16 protein-coding genes are annotated in these 16,136 nt (G+C 73.3%); 11 read left to right on the forward strand and 5 right to left on the reverse strand.

From position 1 onward, the window contains the following. The first annotated feature begins 23 nt into the window (after positions 1 to 23). The 6 genes from cobM to cobC are packed head-to-tail and all read left to right on the forward strand — an operon-like array spanning position 24 to position 6,407. Positions 24 to 842, forward strand: a complete 819-nt coding sequence (gene cobM, locus ACLU3S_RS19370; protein WP_413953155.1) for a precorrin-4 C(11)-methyltransferase — start codon at positions 24 to 26, stop codon at positions 840 to 842. Then, positions 839 to 2,167 carry a precorrin-6y C5,15-methyltransferase (decarboxylating) subunit CbiE gene (gene cbiE, locus ACLU3S_RS19375; protein WP_413953156.1) on the forward strand — a complete coding sequence of 443 codons (1,329 nt, stop codon included), beginning with the start codon at positions 839 to 841 and terminating at the stop codon, positions 2,165 to 2,167. Before cobM ends, cbiE begins: the two co-directional genes overlap by 4 nt. Further along, positions 2,164 to 3,846, forward strand: coding sequence for a precorrin-3B C(17)-methyltransferase (gene cobJ, locus ACLU3S_RS19380; RefSeq protein ID WP_413953157.1), 1,683 nt, complete (start codon positions 2,164 to 2,166; stop codon positions 3,844 to 3,846). Before cbiE ends, cobJ begins: the two co-directional genes overlap by 4 nt. After that, positions 3,843 to 4,430, forward strand: a complete 588-nt coding sequence (locus tag ACLU3S_RS19385; protein WP_413953158.1) for a precorrin-8X methylmutase — start codon at positions 3,843 to 3,845, stop codon at positions 4,428 to 4,430. The genes cobJ and ACLU3S_RS19385 overlap by 4 nt, the downstream gene beginning before the upstream one ends. Next, positions 4,427 to 5,341 carry a sirohydrochlorin chelatase gene (locus ACLU3S_RS19390; protein WP_413953159.1) on the forward strand — a complete coding sequence of 305 codons (915 nt, stop codon included), beginning with the start codon at positions 4,427 to 4,429 and terminating at the stop codon, positions 5,339 to 5,341. The genes ACLU3S_RS19385 and ACLU3S_RS19390 overlap by 4 nt, the downstream gene beginning before the upstream one ends. A gap of 10 nt (positions 5,342 to 5,351) precedes the next feature. After that, on the forward strand, positions 5,352 to 6,407 hold the full coding sequence (gene cobC / locus ACLU3S_RS19395; RefSeq protein WP_413953160.1) for an Rv2231c family pyridoxal phosphate-dependent protein CobC: 1,056 nt from the start codon (positions 5,352 to 5,354) through the stop codon (positions 6,405 to 6,407). Positions 6,408 to 6,456: 49 nt separating this feature from the next. On the opposite strand, the gene ACLU3S_RS19400 is transcribed toward cobC, so the two are convergent. The 5 genes from ACLU3S_RS19400 to ACLU3S_RS19420 form a co-directional block, all read right to left on the reverse strand. After that, complete coding sequence (locus ACLU3S_RS19400) at positions 6,457 to 7,452, reverse strand: SCO1860 family LAETG-anchored protein (RefSeq protein ID WP_413953161.1); 996 nt, start codon at positions 7,450 to 7,452, stop codon at positions 6,457 to 6,459. A 142-nt stretch (positions 7,453 to 7,594) separates the two neighbouring features. Continuing rightward, positions 7,595 to 8,686, reverse strand: coding sequence for an amidohydrolase family protein (locus ACLU3S_RS19405; protein WP_413953162.1), 1,092 nt, complete (start codon positions 8,684 to 8,686; stop codon positions 7,595 to 7,597). 109 nt (positions 8,687 to 8,795) lie between these two features. Next, on the reverse strand, positions 8,796 to 9,569 hold the full coding sequence (locus ACLU3S_RS19410; RefSeq protein ID WP_413953163.1) for an amino acid ABC transporter ATP-binding protein: 774 nt from the start codon (positions 9,567 to 9,569) through the stop codon (positions 8,796 to 8,798). Beyond that, positions 9,566 to 10,399 carry an amino acid ABC transporter permease gene (locus tag ACLU3S_RS19415; protein WP_413953164.1) on the reverse strand — a complete coding sequence of 278 codons (834 nt, stop codon included), beginning with the start codon at positions 10,397 to 10,399 and terminating at the stop codon, positions 9,566 to 9,568. The genes ACLU3S_RS19410 and ACLU3S_RS19415 overlap by 4 nt, the downstream gene beginning before the upstream one ends. After that, positions 10,396 to 11,244: a transporter substrate-binding domain-containing protein gene (locus tag ACLU3S_RS19420; protein ID WP_413953165.1), complete on the reverse strand. Its 849-nt coding sequence runs from the start codon at positions 11,242 to 11,244 to the stop codon at positions 10,396 to 10,398. Before ACLU3S_RS19420 ends, ACLU3S_RS19415 begins: the two co-directional genes overlap by 4 nt. Before the next feature lie 139 nt (positions 11,245 to 11,383). Here ACLU3S_RS19420 and ACLU3S_RS19425 point away from each other — a divergent pair, with 139 nt between their 5' ends. The 5 genes from ACLU3S_RS19425 to thpD all read left to right on the forward strand — a co-directional run bounded on the left by ACLU3S_RS19425 (position 11,384) and on the right by thpD (position 16,036). After that, positions 11,384 to 12,511, forward strand: a complete 1,128-nt coding sequence (locus ACLU3S_RS19425; RefSeq protein WP_413953166.1) for a pyridoxal-phosphate-dependent aminotransferase family protein — start codon at positions 11,384 to 11,386, stop codon at positions 12,509 to 12,511. Positions 12,512 to 12,897: 386 nt separating this feature from the next. Beyond that, positions 12,898 to 13,416, forward strand: a complete 519-nt coding sequence (gene ectA, locus ACLU3S_RS19430) for a diaminobutyrate acetyltransferase (protein WP_413953167.1) — start codon at positions 12,898 to 12,900, stop codon at positions 13,414 to 13,416. 13 nt (positions 13,417 to 13,429) lie between these two features. After that, a complete protein-coding gene (gene ectB, locus ACLU3S_RS19435; protein WP_413953168.1) occupies positions 13,430 to 14,698 on the forward strand; it encodes a diaminobutyrate--2-oxoglutarate transaminase in 1,269 nt (422 codons plus the stop codon). A gap of 33 nt (positions 14,699 to 14,731) precedes the next feature. Further along, the gene (locus tag ACLU3S_RS19440) at positions 14,732 to 15,136 is read left to right on the forward strand and encodes an ectoine synthase (protein ID WP_413953169.1); all 405 of its coding nucleotides are present in this window, start codon (positions 14,732 to 14,734) and stop codon (positions 15,134 to 15,136) included. A 6-nt stretch (positions 15,137 to 15,142) separates the two neighbouring features. Then, positions 15,143 to 16,036, forward strand: a complete 894-nt coding sequence (gene thpD, locus ACLU3S_RS19445) for an ectoine hydroxylase (RefSeq protein WP_413953170.1) — start codon at positions 15,143 to 15,145, stop codon at positions 16,034 to 16,036. Positions 16,037 to 16,136 lie beyond the last annotated feature (100 nt).

The raw sequence follows: 16,136 nt of genomic DNA on the forward strand, positions 1-16,136 counted from the left end.
TTTCGTACGAGAGGACCCTTCCCATGGCCGATGCCCCCACCGGCAAGGTGACGTTCGTCGGCGCCGGCCCCGGCGCCGCGGATCTGCTGACGTTCCGCGCCGCACGCGCGATCGCGGAGGCGGACGTGGTGATCTGGGCGGCGAGCCTGGTCCAGGGGGAGGTGCTCGAACACGCGCGCGAGAACGCGGAGATCCTGGACTCGGCGGCCATGTCCCTGGAGGACGTCGTCGCCGTCTACCGGCGGGCCCACGCGGAGGGCCTGAAGGTGGCGCGGATCCACTCCGGCGACCCGGCGCTGTGGGGCGGCACGCAGGAGCAGCTCGACCGCTGCGCCGAGATCGGGATCGCCACCGAGATCGTGCCGGGCGTCTCGTCGTTCTCCGCCGTCGCCGCGCTCGCCCGGCGCGAGCTGACCGTCCCCGAGGTCGCGCAGTCCGTCGTGCTCACCCGGCTCGGCGGCGGCAAGACGCCGATGCCGCCCGGGGAGGAGGTGCGCGAGTTCGCCCGGCACGGCACCACCATGGCGATCTTCCTGTCGGCCGCGCGCAGCGGGCAACTGGTGCGGGAGCTGCTGGAGGGCGGCTACCCGACCTCGACGCCGGTGATCGTCGCCCACCAGGCGACCTGGCCCGAGGAGCTGGTCGTGACGTGCACGGTCGGCACGCTGGAGGAGACGGTCAAGGAGCACAAGCTCTGGAAGCACACCCTCTTCCTGGTCGGTCCGGCGCTCGACGCGCACGGCACCCGCTCGCACCTGTACCACCCGGGCCACTTCCACGGGTACCGCAAGGCCGACCCGGATGCCCGGCGGGCACTGCGCGAGCGCGGGGCGAGCAGTTGATCACCGTCGTCGGCACGGGGACGGGGGCGCCGGTCCCGGACGACGTGCTCGCGGGGGCCGCGCTCGTCGTCGGCGGCCGGCGGCACCTGGACGCCGTACGGCCGCCCGCCGGGGCCGAGCGGGTCGTGCTCGGGCCGCTGGTGCCCGCCCTGGACACCATCGCCGCGTACGTCGGCAAGGAACTGCCGGTGCTGGTGCTGGCCTCCGGGGATCCGGGGTTCTTCGGGATCGTGCGGGCGCTGGCCGAGCGGTTCGGGGCGGGTCTGCTGGACGTGCGGCCCGCCGTCTCGTCCGTCGCCGCCGCGTTCGCGCGGGTCGGGCTGCCGTGGGACGACGCCGTGGTCGTGAGCGCGCACGGCCGAAAGCTCCGTACGGCGGTCAACGTGTGCCGCGCGCGGCCGAAGGTGGCCGTGCTGACGGGGCCGGGCGCGGGACCGGCGGAGCTGGCGACGGCCCTGCTGCACGGGTCGGGCGCGCCGGGCGGACCGGCCGCCGGGCCGGAGCCCGTGGCCGCACCCGCCTCCGCCGGACCGGGGGCCGCCTCGGCGCAGGCGGCCCGCGGGCGCGTTCTCGTCGTCGCCTCCGCCCTCGGCTCCGAGGACGAGCGCGTCGAGCGGGTCACACCGGCCGAGGCCGTCACCCGCGACTGGGGCTCGGACGTCAGCGTGGTGCTGTGCCTGGACGAGACACGCGCGCTCGGCGGGGTGCGCACCGTCGCGGCAGCGCCGACCGGGCCCGCCGGCTGGGCTCTGGACGAGGGCGCGTTCGCCCACCGCGACTCGATGATCACCAAGTTCGAGATACGGGCGCTGGCGCTGGCCCGGCTGGGTCCGCGCCTGGGCGACCTGGTGTGGGACGTGGGCGCCGGCTCGGGCTCGGTGGCGGTGGAGTGCGCTCGGCTCGGCGCGGCCGTTGTCGCCGTGGAGAAGGCGGCGGACGGGGTGGAGCGGATCCGCGCCAACGCCCGCGCCCACGGTGTCGACGTGGACGTGGTGCACGGCGCGGCGCCCGAGGCGCTGGCCGGGCTCGCCGACGATCCCGACGCCGTGTTCGTCGGCGGCGGGGGGCGCGAACTGCCCTCCGTGGTCACCGCGTGCGCGCGCCGCGCCCGGCGGACGGTCGTGGTCGCCGTGGCCGCGCTCGATCGCGTACCGGCCGCCCGCGAAGCCCTCCTCGCCGCCGGGTTCACCTGCGACGGGGTGCTGTTGCAGTCCTCGCGTCTTTCGCCGCTGCCCGGGGACGTCACCCGGCTCGCGGCCACCAATCCCGTGTTTCTGCTCTGGGGCGTGAGACCCCCGGCCTCCAGTGAAGGAGTTGTCCAGTGATCGGCCTGATTTCCGCCACCGCCGCGGGGGAGGCGGCGCGCGACCGGCTGGCCGCGGCCTGGCCGGACCGCGTGCGGGTGTACGAGGGTCCCGTCGGGGAGGCGGTGCGGGCCGCGTTCGCCGAGTGCGGGCAGCTGGTGTGCTTCCTGGCGACGGGCGCGGTGGTACGGCTGCTCGCGCCGCTGCTCGGCGGCAAGGCGGCCGACCCCGGTGTGGTGTGTGTGGACGAGGCCGGCCGGTTCGCGGTGTCGCTGGTCGGCGGCCACGCCGGCGGCGCCAACGAACTCGCCCGCGCGGTCGGGGAGGTGCTGGGCGCCGAGCCGGTGGTGACGACCGCGACGGACGCCGTCGGGCTGGCCGGCCTGGACACGCTCGGCCTGCCCTGCGAGGGCTCGGTCGCCGTGGTCTCCCGCGCGCTGCTGGACGGCGAGCCGGTGGCGCTGGAGAAGGAGGTGCCCTGGCCGCTGCCGCCGCTGCCGGTCTCGCCGCAGGGGTCGTACACCGTCCGGCTCACCGACCGGGACGTGGCGCCCGGCGAACGGGAGGTGCTGCTGCGGCCGCCGACCCTGGTCGTCGGGGTCGGCGCGTCCAGGGGCGCGCCGGTGGAGGAGGTCCTCGGGCTGGTCGAGGGGGCACTGCGGGACGCGGGGCTCTCGCCGCGGTCGGTGGCCGAACTCGCCACCGTGGACGCCAAGTCGGAGGAGCCGGGACTCGTGGCCGCCGCCGAGCGGCTGGGCGTACCCCTGGTGACGTACCCCGCCGGGGAGCTGGCGGCGATCGAGGTGCCCCATCCGTCGGCGGCGCCCCTGGCGGCCGTCGGCACCCCGTCGGTCGCCGAGGCGGCCGCGCTGGCCCGCGGCGGCGAACTCCTCGTCCCCAAGCGGAAGTCGGCGATGGCGACCTGCGCCGTGGTACGGCGTCCGGGGCGCGGGCGGCTCGCGGTGGTCGGGCTGGGACCCGGCGCCCGGGACCTGCTGACCCCGCGCGCGGCGGCCGAGCTGCGGCGGGCCTCGGTGCTGGTCGGCCTGGACCAGTACGTCGACCAGATCCGCGACCTGCTGCGACCCGGCACCCAGGTCCTGGAGTCGGGGCTCGGCGCCGAGGAGGAGCGGGCGCGCACGGCGGTCGCCGAGGCCCGGCGCGGGCACGCGGTGGCGCTGATCGGCAGCGGCGACGCCGGCGTGTACGCCATGGCCTCCCCGGCGCTCGCCGAGGCCGGCGACGACATCGACGTGGTCGGGGTGCCCGGGGTGACGGCAGCGCTGGCCGCCGCCGCGGTCCTGGGCGCGCCGCTGGGTCACGACCACGTGTCCCTCAGCCTGTCCGACCTGCACACGCCGTGGGAGGTCATCGAGCGGCGGGTGCGGGCGGCGGCCGAGGCGGACATCGTCGTGACGTTCTACAACCCCCGTTCCCGGGGCCGGGACTGGCAGCTGCCCAAGGCGCTCGCGATCCTCGCGGAGCACCGGGAACCGGGCACCCCGGTCGGCGTCGTGCGCAACGCCTCGCGGGCGGACGAGGCCGGCCGGGTGACGACCCTCGCCGCACTGGACCCCGCGACGGTCGACATGATGACGGTCGTCACCGTGGGCAACACCGCGACCCGGATCGTCGCCGGGCGGATGGTGACCCCGCGCGGCTACCGCTGGCAGAGCGGCACGCGGGAGGAGGCCCGGTGAACCGCGTGGTCCACCCCATCGAGCAGGAGTCCTTCCGGCGGCTGCGCGCCCGGCTGGACACCTCGCACCTCCCGCCGCTGACCCGGGCGGTGGTGGAGCGGGTCGTCCACTCCGCCGCCGACCTGGAGTACGCGACCGACCTCGTCATGGCCGAGGACGACCTGGTGACGGCGCACGCGGCGCTGCACGCCGGGGCGCCCGTCGTGGTGGACGTGGAGATGGTCGCGGCCGGCATCACCCGGCGCCGGACCGTGTGCCGGCTGAAGGACGCCGAGTCCGGCCCCGGGCTGACCCGTTCCGCGCACGCGGTCCGGCTCGCGTACGAGGACGTCGGTCCGGGCGCGCTGTGGGTGATCGGCTGCGCGCCGACCGCCCTGGAGGAGCTGCTCACCCTGGACGCCGCCCCCGCACTTGTCATCGGCCTGCCCGTCGGCTTCGTCGGTGCGGCCGAGTCGAAGGCGGCGCTGCGCGCGAGCGGGCTGCCCGCCGTGAGCAACGTGTCCGAGAAGGGCGGCTCGGCGGTCGCGGCCGCCGCGCTCAACGCCCTGCTGTACCACCCCACTTCGCCCGAGGAGACCTCGTGACCACCCCGCCCGCCCTGCTCATCGCCGGCCATGGCACCCGTGACGACGCCGGAGCCGAGGCGTTTCGCGACTTCGTCCGGCAGCTGCAGCTCAGGTCCGACATGCCTGTCGCGGGCGGCTTCATCGAGCTGTCGGCCCCGCCGCTGGGCGAGGCCGTCGCCGGGCTGGTGGCACGGGGTGTGCGCCGGTTCGCCGCCGTGCCGCTGATGCTGGTGTCCGCCGGGCACGCCAAGGGCGACATCCCGGCCGCGCTGGCCCGTGAGAAGGAACGGCACCCGGGCATCTCCTACACCTACGGCCGCCCGCTGGGCCCGCACCCGGCGCTGCTGAGCGTGCTGGAGCGCCGACTGGACGAGGCGCTCGCCGGCACCGCCGGGGACCGGTCGGACGTCACCGTGCTGCTGGTGGGCCGCGGGTCGACCGACCCCGACGCCAACGCCGAGGTGTTCCGGGCGGCGCGGCTGCTGTGGGAGGGCCGCGGATACGCCGGGGTGGAGACTGCGTTCGTGTCGCTCGCGGCGCCGGACGTGCCGAGCGGGCTGGACCGGTGCGCGCGGCTGGGGGCGCGGCGCATCGTCGTCCTGCCCTACTTCCTGTTCACCGGCGTCCTGCCGGACCGGGTGAGGCAGCAGACCGAGGACTGGGCGTCCGGGCACCCGGGGCTCGAGGTGCGGTCGGCCGACGTCATCGGGCCCGAGCCGGAGCTGCTGGACCTGGTGGCCGAGCGGTACGAGGAGGCCGTCAAGGGCGATCTGCGCATGAACTGCGACGCGTGCGTGTACCGGATCGCACTGCCCGGCTTCGAGGACAAGGTGGGGCTCCCGCAGCAGCCGCACTTCCACCCGGACGACGACGGCCACCACCAGGGGCACCACCATCACGGGGGGCACACGCACAGCCATGCGCACTGAGGACACGGGCATGCGCACTGAGGACACGGGCCCGGACCTGCGTCATCACGGGGACGCCGAGGTACGGGACGACGGAGCGGCGCTGGTCGACCTCGCCGTCAACGTCCGGGCCGGCACGCCCCCGCGGTGGCTTCGGGAGGAGATCGCCGGCTCGCTGTCGTCGCTCGCGGCCTACCCGGACGGGCGCGCCGCGCGTGCGGCGGTGGCGGCGCGGCACGGGCTGCCGGCGGAACGGGTGCTGCTGACGGCCGGGGCCGCGGAGGCGTTCGTGCTCCTCGCGCGCGCCCTGAAGGTGCGCCGACCGGTCGTCGTGCACCCGCAGTTCACCGAGCCGGAGGCCGCGCTCCGGGACGCCGGGCACACGGTGGACCGGGTGCTGCTGCGGGCGGAGAACGGGTTCCGGCTGGATCCGGCGGCCGTACCGGAGGACGCCGACCTGGTGGTGATCGGGAATCCGACGAACCCGACGTCGGTGCTGCACCCGGCCCGGGTGGTCCGCCGGCTCGCGCGTCCCGGGCGGACGTTGGTGGTCGACGAGGCGTTCATGGACGCGGTGCCGGGCGAGCGGGAGTCGCTGGCCGGGCGGACCGACGTGCCCGGGCTCGTCGTGCTGCGCAGCCTGACCAAGACCTGGGGGCTGGCCGGGCTGCGCATCGGGTACGTGCTGGCGCCCGAGGGGACCATCGCCGCGCTGACCCGGGCCCAACCGCTGTGGCCGGTGTCGACGCCCGCGCTGGCCGCGGCCGAGGCGTGCGTGGCGCCGCGGGCCCTGGCGGAGGCGGGGCACGCGGCGCATCGCATCGCCGGGGACCGGGCGCACCTGGTGGCGGGACTCGCCGCGCTCGCCGACCGCGGCGTGCGGGTGGCGGAGCCGGCCGAGGGGCCGTTCGTGCTGGTCCGCATGCCCGCCGCCGCGGCGGTACGGCGCCGCTTGCGCGACCTCGGCTACGCGGTGCGCCGGGGGGACACGTTTCCCGGGCTCGGGGAGGAATGGGTCCGGATCGCCGTGCGGGACCGGGCCACGGTCAGCGGCTTCCTGGAGGCGCTGTCCGCCGTACTCCCGTGACGTGGGCCGGCTGCGGGGCGGGGCACGGCGTCACCGCCCCGCCCCGAGGTCAGCCCTTCCGGCGCCGCGCGAGCGTCACCGCTCCCCCACCGGCCAGCAGCAGCGCCAGCGCGCCGCCCGCGATGTACGGCGTCGCCGAACTGCCGCCGGTCTCGGCGAGGCCGGACTTCGACGCGCCTCCCTGGGGCTTCACGTCGGAGGCGGTGCCGGCCTTGCCGGGGGCGTCCTCGGCCTTGCCGGGGGCGTCCTCGGCCTTCCCGGGGGCGTCCTCGGACGTGGTGCCCGCGGCCGGGTCGTGGCTGGGCGCCGGGTGGCCGGTCTGCGGGCCCGACGGTGACGCGCAGGTCGCCCTGGCGAGCGTGACGGTGCCCTCGACGTCGGCCACGTTGAGCCTCAACGGGTTGACGGAGACCCTGAGTTCGAGGGCGGTCGCGGCGGCCGTGCGGGAGGTGGTCCGCCGCTGGGCGAGGTCGAGGCGGACCTGGCCGACGCCGGGCACCTTCACCCGGGTCGGCCCACCGGCGGTCAGGGTGACGCGGCGGCCGAGCACGGTGACGGCGCCGAGGACGTTCGCGGAGGCGGACGGCGCCCGGCCGGCCTCGCAGGTCGCCCTCGCGGTGACCGTGCCGACCTCGATCACGGACAGCAGGGGCAGGCCGGGCACGTGCAGCCGGGCGTTCACGACCCGCACCGAGCCCTCGGCGCGCTTCGCCGTCACCGTGGCCCTGGCCGAGGCGACATCCGCGCGCAGGACCGGGAAGGGCCTGCCGCCGGCGACGCCGTCGAGCCGGGCGGACAGGGCCGATCTGTCGGCGCTGCGCGGTGCCTGGACCTCGTTGAGGGAGACGGCCAGCGGGACGTGGACGCTCTTGTGGAGCAGGGACACCTCGAGCCCTGTGCGCAGGACGGCGGCGGAGGCGCGACCGTGGTCACCGGTCGCGTGCGCCGCGCCCGCGCCCAGGACCGCGGGCGCGGTGGCCAGGGCGGCGACCGTCGCCACGGCGGCGAGACGGCGTGCGGGCATGCGGAAGTTGGTGCTGTTCAAGGCGTGGGACCCCCAGACGGAACCTGCTTGGGACCCGTCAACCTTGTCCGCACTGTGGGTGAACGGTCAGCGATCCTGGGTTACTTCACTCAAACGTGGAGATTCCGCACGTCTCTTCGAATCAGCGGGCACACCCGTTCCCCTACTCGACCACGACCCCGTTGAGCACCACCCGGCGCGGCGCGGCCAGCACCCGTACGTCCCCTCGCGGGTCGCTCTCGTAGACCACCAGGTCGGCCGGTGCGCCCTCCTCCAGGCCGGGGCGGCCGAGCCAGGCGCGGGCGCCCCAGCTGGTCGCCGCGAGGGCGTCGACCGCCGGGATGCCCGCCGTGACCAGCTCGGCGACCTCCTCCGCGACCAGCCCGTGGGCCAGCGAGCCGCCGGCGTCCGTGCCGACGTACACCGGGATGCCGGCGTCGTAGGCGCCGCGCACGGTGTCGTAGCGCCGCTCGTGCAGCCGCCGCATGTGCGCGGACCAGCGGGGGAACCGGGTGTCGCCGCCCGCCGCGAGCCGCGGGAAGGTGGCGATGTTGACGAGGGTCGGGACGATCGCGACGCCGCGCTCGGCGAACAGCGGGATCAGGTCCTCGGTCAGGCCCGTGGCGTGCTCGATGCAGTCGATGCCCGCCTCCACCAGGTCGCGCAGGGAGCTCTCGGCGAAGCAGTGGGCGGTGACGCGGGCGCCGAGCCGGTGCGCCTCGGCGATGGCCGCCGCCACGGCCTCGCGCGGCCAGCAGGGGGCCAGGTCGCCGAGGTCGCGGTCGATCCAGTCGCCGACCAGCTTGACCCAGCCGTCGCCGCGCCGGGCCTCCCGGGCGACGTGGGCGACGAGGTCCTCGGGCTCGATCTCGTGGGCGAAGTTGCGGATGTAGCGGCGGGTGCGGGCGATGTGCCGGCCGGCCCGGATGATCTTCGGAAGGTCCTGGCGGTCGTCGATCCAGCGGGTGTCGGAGGGTGAGCCCGCGTCCCGGATCAGCAGGGTGCCGGCCTCCCGGTCGGTGAGCGCCTGCTTCTCGGCGGTGTCCGCGTCGACCGGGCCGTCCGTGCCGAGGCCGACGTGGCAGTGCGCGTCCACCAGGCCGGGCAGCGCCCAGCCCTCGACGGTCCGCACGTCACGGGCTTCGGCCGGGCGGTCGTAGGAGACCCGGCCCCCGACCACCCACAGCTCGTCGCGGACGTCCTCGGGTCCCACGAGGACCCGCCCCTTCACGTGCAGCACCGCGCCATCGCTCATGCACCGCACGATAATCGCTCCGCCGGGAAGCCCGTTCACCGGCCGCGGCTGGAGCGCGGCCGGTCGCGGCCACGGGCGGCGGCCGCACATCGCGGCCGCCCCGCGCCCCTCACGAGGCGCCGTCCTCCTCCACTTCGGCCATCGCCGGATCGAGCAGGCGGGACAGGAAGTGGCGGGTGCGTTCGTGCCGGGGACTGCCGATCACCTGCTCGGGGGTGCCGTCCTCGACGATCACGCCGCCGTCCATGAAGACGACCCGGTCGGCGACCTCGCGGGCGAAGGTCATCTCGTGGGTGACGACCATCATCGTCATGCCCTCCCGGGCGAGCCCGCGCATGACCGCGAGGACGTCGCCGACCAGCTCCGGGTCGAGCGCGGAGGTCGGCTCGTCGAAGAGCATCACCTCCGGGCCCATGGCGAGCGCGCGGGCGATGGCCACGCGCTGCTGCTGGCCGCCGGAGAGGGAGGACGGGTAGGCGTCCGCCTTCTCGGACAGGCCGACGCGGGCCAGGTTCTCGGCGGCGATCCCCGCCGCCGTCGCCTTGTCCCGCCCGAGCACCCGGCGCTGCGGCAGCGTGAGGTTCTCGGTGACGCTCAGGTGCGGGAAGAGGTTGAACTGCTGGAAGACCATGCCGATCCGGCGGCGCACGGCGTCGATGTCGACGTCCGGGTCGGTGACCTCGGTGCCGCCGACGAAGACCTCGCCGCTGGTGGGTTCCTCCAGCAGGTTCACGCAGCGCAGCAGCGTCGACTTGCCGGAGCCGGAGGGGCCGATGACACACACGACCTCGCCCTGCTCGATCTCCAGGTCGATGCCGCGCAGGACGTGGTTGGCGCCGAAGGACTTGTGCAGGTCGTGGACGCTGATCTCGGGGCGGGTCACGTGATCTCCTCCTGGGCCCTGGCCTCGAGCCGGCGGGCGACGAAGCCGAGCGGGATGGTGACCAGCAGGTAGCACAGGCCCGCGACCAGGATCGGCGTGGAGTTGGCGGTCGTACTGGCCAGGTCCCGGCCGAACTTGGACAGTTCGCGCTCCTCCAGGGTCACGCCGAGCAGCAGCACCAGGGACGAGTCCTTGAAGAGCATGATCAGCTCGTTGGTGAGCGGCGGGAGGATGATCCGGAAGGCCTGCGGGACGATGATGGAGATCATGGCCTTGGCCGGCGAGAAGCCCAGCGAACGCGCCGCCTCCATCTGCCCCTTGGGGACCGCCTGAATGCCGGCGCGGAACGTCTCCGCCATGTAGGCGGCGCCGATGAGGCCGAGGCCGAGTGCGCCCTTGCCGTAGGTCCCGCCGGGGATCTCCGTGCCCGGGAAGGCCAGCGGCACGGCCACCGCGATGAAAACGAAGATCAGCAGGGCGGGCAGGCCGCGGAAGACCTCGATGTAGATGCCGGCCAGCCAGCGGTACGGCCCCACGGAGGACAGCCGCATCAGCGCGATGACCAGGCCGAGCACCAGTCCGAGGACGAAGCCGGACACCGTGTACAGCACGGTGTTCCGCAGGGCCAGCGTGATGACGTCCGGCCACATCTGCCGCGCGATGGAGCCCTGGGCGAACTGGTTCTGCAGCCGTCCCCAGTCCGCCGTGACCGCGGCGGCGACCACGGCGGCGGCGAAGACGGCGTACTGGACGCCCCTGGACAGCCGCCGCCTCTGACGCCGGGTCAGCCCCTTTTTCCTCGGCTGGAGTTGTGCGTCCGTGGCGGTCATGAGGCGGGAGAGGCGACGGACGCGTTGTACGGTCCGATCCACTGCTCGTAGATCTTCTTGTAGGCTCCGTCCGCCTTGGCGTCCTTCAGGGCCTTGTCGATGGCCTCGCGCAGCGCCGTGTTGCCCTTCTTGACCGTGAAGCCGTACTGCTCGCCGGTCTTGAGGTTGTCGACGACCTTGAACCTGTCCGCGTTGGCCTTGTCCTTCAGCCAGCCCTGGACCACGGGGTAGTCGATGACGACGGCCTGGACCTGGCCGGTGCGCAGGCCGTTGAGGACGGCGTCGGAGGACTCGAAGGAGATCGGGTCGAAGCCCTTGCTCTTGGCGTAGTCCTCGCCGGTGGTCTGCGCCTGCGCGCCGAGCTTCTTGCCCTTGGCCTTGACGTCGGCGAGCGAGCCGATGCCGCTGTTCTTGTCGACCAGGACGGCCTGGGTGGCCTCGAAGTACGGGTCGGAGAAGTCGACGTTCTTCTTGCGCTCGGGCGTGATCGTCATGCCGGCGGCCGCGAGGTCGCACTGGCCGGAGTTGAGGAAGGCACCGGTCTTGAAGTTCTCGAACGGTGTGTCGACGATCTGCTGCTTGACCCCGAGGTTCTTGGCGACGAGGTCGATGAGGGAGACGTCGAAGCCCTGCACCTTGCCGTTGATCTCGGACTGGAACGGCGGGTAGGGCAGGTGGGTGCAGGTGGTCAGCTGACCGGCCTTGACGAGGTGGACCCCCTTCACGGTGGCATCGCCGCTCCCCCCGTTGCCGTTCGAGGAGCAGCCGGCCACCACGAGGGCCAGACCGGCGGTCGCGGTGGTGGCGGCCAGCAGGCGGGTCCGGCGTCCGAAAAGCGTCTTCATCGGGAATCTTTTCTTTGGGGGAACGGTGGGTTCCGATTATAAGGAAGAGTTTGGGTCACCCAAACCAAACCCATGGTTACGAGGGTGGTGGACCTAAGATCGAGGGAGCCGGACCCCGCGCACGAAGAGAGAGCACCCAGTGACCCACCCCTTTCTCGACCTCCCCCCGCTGAGTGCGCAGCGCTTCGCCGCCATCGAGGACCGGGTCGCCCGGCTGCTGGGTACCCGGCAGGACGTTCTGGTCACCCAGGGCGAGGCGCTGCTGCCCCTGGAGGGCGCGATTCGGGCGGCGGCGGGTCCGGGCACGGTGGCCCTGAACGTGATCACCGGGCCGTACGGGCAGACCTTCGGCAGCTGGCTGCGCGACGCGGGCGCGACGGTGCACGACCTCTGTGTCCCGTTCCACACGGCGGTGACGGCCGAGCAGGTCCGCGAGGCGTTCGCCGCGCACCCCGAGATCGACTTCATGTCCCTCGTGCACGCGGAGGCGGCGACCGGCAACACCAACCCGGTCGCAGAGATCGGCGAGGTGGTGCGGGAGCAGGGCGCGCTGTTCTACCTGGACGCGGTCGCCTCCGTGGGCGCGGAGCCGGTGCTGCCGGACGACTGGGGCGTGGACCTGTGCGTGATCGGGGCGCAGAAGGCGATGGGCGGCCCGGCGGGGGTGTCGGCGATCTCGGTGAGCGCGCGGGCCTGGGCCCGGATGGCTGCGAACCCGCACGCGCCGCGCCGCTCCTATCTGTCCCTCCTCGACTGGAAGGAGCGCTGGCTCGACGCCGGCCGCACGGCGCTGCCGCACGCCCCGGCGCAGCTGGAGATGCTGGCGCTGGAGGCGTGCCTGGAGCGGATCGAGTCGGTGGGGCTGGACGCGGTGACGGCCCGGCACCGGGGCGCCGCGCTGGCTTCGCGGGCCGGTGCGGTCGCGCTGGGCGGGGGCCTGGAGCCGTACGTGTACGAGGAGCGGGAGGCGGCACCGGTCGCGACGACCCTGCGGGTGCCCTCCGGCGTGATCGCCTCGGAGCTGGTTGCCCGCGCCCTGGAGAGCGACCCGGGCGCGCCGCTGGCCGCCGGGGGCGGCGCCCTGTCCCGGGAGATGATCCGCGTCAACCACTACGGACCCGACGCCACGCCGGACGCGGTGCGGCGGTCCCTCGCCGCGCTGGGGACCGCCCTCGCCGAGCGGGGCCTGGCCGTGGATCCGGCGGCGGCCCGCCGGGCCGTGGCGCGGGCCTGGGGCGAGGCGGCGGGGTCGCGGGCCGTCGCCTGAACCGGCCGGCTTCGCCGTCCTCACGTGTGCCGGCGGGCGCCGGTCCGCGCAGGGCGCCCCGGACCGGGGCCGGAGCGGCCCGCGCACAACCGCGGGGGCCCGACATTCTTCGTGAACATATCGACGAACCACGGGGGCTTGAATTCAAATGAGATTCACAATTCCCGCCAATTCGTCGGACGATAGCTTCCCGTCTTCTTCTGCCCGCTTTTCCGGGAGCTAAACAACAAGATTTCATGCGTATTTTCGGGCTGTGACACACTCCACATCGAGGTTGATTTGCCCGAGTTTGACACGTGACAAACCGGACTATTCCCAAGGGTGGGCGATCATCCTCATCCACCCACTCGTGCAATTCTGAATTTGCCTCGCTAAATTCGTGCCGCATGACTGCCGCACCCGCAGACCTGCTCGTCGACCGACCGGCGATGACCGACGGAGCCGCGCTCTGGCGTCTCGCCAAGGACTCGAAAACCCTCGACCTGAACTCCTCGTACAGCTATCTGCTGTGGTGCCGGGACTTCGCCGGCACCTCGGCGGTGGCGCGCGGTGCGGACGGCACACCCGTCGGATTCGTCACCGGGTACGTGCGGCCCGACCGCCCGCGCACCCTCCTCGTCTGGCAGGTGGCCGTGGACGGTGCCCACCGCGGCCGTGGCATCGCCGCCGCCCTGCTCGCCGGGCTGACCGCCCGGCTCGTCGCCGAGCGCGGCGTCACCGAGGTGGAGACCACCATCACGCCCGGCAACACCGCCTCCGAGCGCCTGTTCACCTCGTTCGCCGCCCGGCACGGGGCGAGCCTCACCCGCGAGGTGCTCTTCCCCGCCGACCTGTTCCCGGACGGCCCGCACGAGCCCGAAGTCCTCTACCGCATCGGCCCGTTGACCGAGCCCACCGCCCACTGAGGAGCGATTCACCGTGACCATCACCCAGCCCGACCTGAGCGTCTTCGAGACCCTCGAGTCCGAGGTGCGCAGCTACTGCCGCGGCTGGCCCGCCGTCTTCGACCGCGCGCAGGGCAGCCGGATGTACGACGAGGACGGCCATGCGTACCTCGACTTCTTCGCCGGGGCCGGCTCGCTCAACTACGGCCACAACAACCCCGTGCTCAAACGGGCGTTGATCGACTACCTGTCCCGGGACGGGGTCACCCACGGCCTGGACATGTCGACCACGGCCAAGCGGTCGTTCCTGCGGGCCTTCCAGGACCTGGTGCTGCGCCCGCGCGACCTGCCGTACAAGGTCATGTTCCCGGGCCCGACGGGCACCAACGCCGTCGAGTCGGCGCTGAAGCTGGCCCGGAAGGTCAAGGGACGTGAGGCGATCGTGTCGTTCACGAACGCCTTCCACGGCATGTCCCTGGGCTCCCTGGCCGTGACCGGCAACGCCTTCAAGCGGGCCGGCGCCGGCATCCCTCTGGTGCACGGCACCCCGATGCCGTTCGACAACTACTTCGACGGCACCGTCCCGGACTTCCTGTGGTTCGAGCGGCTGCTGGAGGACCAGGGCTCCGGCCTCAACAAGCCCGCCGCCGTGATCGTGGAGACCGTGCAGGGCGAGGGCGGGATCAACGTGGCCCGGCCCGCATGGCTGCGCGCGCTCAAGGAGTTGTGCGAGCGGCAGGACATGCTGCTGATCGTCGACGACATCCAGATGGGCTGCGGCCGCACCGGCGCCTTCTTCTCGTTCGAGGAGGCCGGGATCACGCCCGACATCGTCACCGTGTCCAAGTCCATCAGCGGCTACGGCCTGCCGATGTCGCTGTGCCTGTTCCAGCCCGAGCTGGACATCTGGGAGCCCGGCGAGCACAACGGCACCTTCCGGGGCAACAACCCCGCGTTCGTCACCGCCACCGCCGCGCTGGAGACGTACTGGACCGACGGCTCCGCCATGGAGAAGCAGACCCGCGCCCGCGGCGAGCAGGTCGAGCAGGCGCTGATCGCCATCACCGAGGAGAACCTCGCCGTGAAGGAGTACCGCGGGCGCGGGCTCGTGTGGGGCCTGGAGTTCCACGCCAAGGACCAGGCCGCGCAGGTCGCCCGGCGGGCCTTCGAACTCGGGCTGCTGATCGAGACGTCGGGCCCGGAAGGCGAGGTCGTCAAGCTGCTGCCCGCCCTCACCGTCACTCCCGAGGAACTGGACGAGGGCCTGAGCGTCCTCGCCCGCGCCGTCCGCGAAACCGTCTGAACCGCACGTCCGACCAGGAGGAAGAGCACCACCGTGATCGTCCGATCGTTCAAGGACATCGAAGGCACCGACCGGCACATCAAGGCCCAGTCCGGCACCTGGGAGAGCAAGCGGATCGTCCTCGCCAGGGAGCGGGTCGGCTTCTCCGTGCACGAGACCATCCTGTACGCCGGCACCGAGACGCACATGTGGTACGCCCACCACATCGAGGCCGTCGTCTGCACCAAGGGCGAGGCCGAACTGACCGACCGCGAGACCGGGCGGACCTACACCATCACGCCCGGCACCATGTACCTCCTCGACGGGCACGAGCGGCACACGCTGCGCGTCAAGGAGGACTTCCACTGCATCTGCGTGTTCAACCCGCCCGTCACCGGGCGCGAGGACCACGACGAGAACGGCGTCTACCCCCTGCTCACCGAGCCCGAGGAGGTGTGAGGACCCATGACCACCGCCCCCGTGAAGGATCTCTACCCGACCCGCGGCAGCACCGAGGTGACCGTCCCCCGCAAGGACCCGGTCGTCTGGGGCTCCCCGGACACGCCGGGCCCGGTCTCCACGGCCGACCTGCAGGCCTACGAGCGCGACGGCTTCCTCGCCGTGGACCAGCTGATCACCCCGGACGAGGTCCGGGTCTACAAGCGTGAGCTGGACCGCCTGGTCGCGGACCCGGCGATCCGCGCCGACGAGCGCTCCATCGTGGAACCGAAGTCCCAGGAGATCCGCTCGGTCTTCGAAGTGCACCGGATCAGCGAGGTGTTCGCGAACCTGGTGCGCGATCCGCGCGTGGTCGGCCGGGCCCGGCAGATCCTCGGCTCGGACGTGTACGTCCACCAGTCCCGGATCAACGTCAAGCCCGGCTTCGGCGCGAGCGGCTTCTACTGGCACTCGGACTTCGAGACCTGGCACGCCGAGGACGGCCTGCCGAACATGCGCACGGTGTCGGTCTCGATCGCGTTGACCGAGAACCTCGACACCAACGGCGGCCTGATGATCATGCCGGGTTCGCACCGGACGTTCCTGGGCTGCGCCGGCGCCACGCCCGAGGACAACTACAAGAAGTCGCTGCAGATGCAGGACGCGGGCACCCCGTCCGACGAGGCGCTGACCGCGCTGGCCGGCGAGTACGGCATCCGGCTGTTCACCGGCGGGCCGGGCTCGGCCACCTGGTTCGACTGCAACTGCATGCACGGCTCGGGCGACAACATCACGCCCTACCCGCGCAGCAACGTGTTCATCGTGTTCAACAGCGTGGAGAACGCGGCGGTCGAGCCGTTCGCGGCTCCGGTACGACGCCCTGAGTTCATCGGGGCGCGGGACTTCACGCCGGTCCGATGAGCGCACACCACCACGACGGCCCGCCCGCCGCGCAGCGGCCGTCGGACACGGCATCAGGGCGCGGGACCTCACGCCGGTGAGGTAGCCCCGACCGGCGCCG

The sequence above is a fragment of the Streptomyces sp. AF1A genome, from assembly GCF_047340315.1.
Taxonomy (GTDB): domain Bacteria; phylum Actinomycetota; class Actinomycetes; order Streptomycetales; family Streptomycetaceae; genus Streptomyces.

Bases quoted from the DNA above. Each gene is read 5' to 3' on its own strand.
- thpD (WP_413953170.1), top strand. From the start codon at position 15,143: ATGACCACCGCCCCCGTGAAGGATCTCTACCCGACCCGCGGCAGCACC.
- ACLU3S_RS19420 (WP_413953165.1), bottom strand. From the start codon at position 11,244: ATGAAGACGCTTTTCGGACGCCGGACCCGCCTGCTGGCCGCCACCACC.
- cobM (WP_413953155.1), top strand. From the start codon at position 24: ATGGCCGATGCCCCCACCGGCAAGGTGACGTTCGTCGGCGCCGGCCCC.
- cobC (WP_413953160.1), top strand. From the start codon at position 5,352: ATGCGCACTGAGGACACGGGCCCGGACCTGCGTCATCACGGGGACGCC.
- ACLU3S_RS19415 (WP_413953164.1), bottom strand. From the start codon at position 10,399: ATGACCGCCACGGACGCACAACTCCAGCCGAGGAAAAAGGGGCTGACC.
- ACLU3S_RS19405 (WP_413953162.1), bottom strand. From the start codon at position 8,686: ATGAGCGATGGCGCGGTGCTGCACGTGAAGGGGCGGGTCCTCGTGGGA.
- ectA (WP_413953167.1), top strand. From the start codon at position 12,898: ATGACTGCCGCACCCGCAGACCTGCTCGTCGACCGACCGGCGATGACC.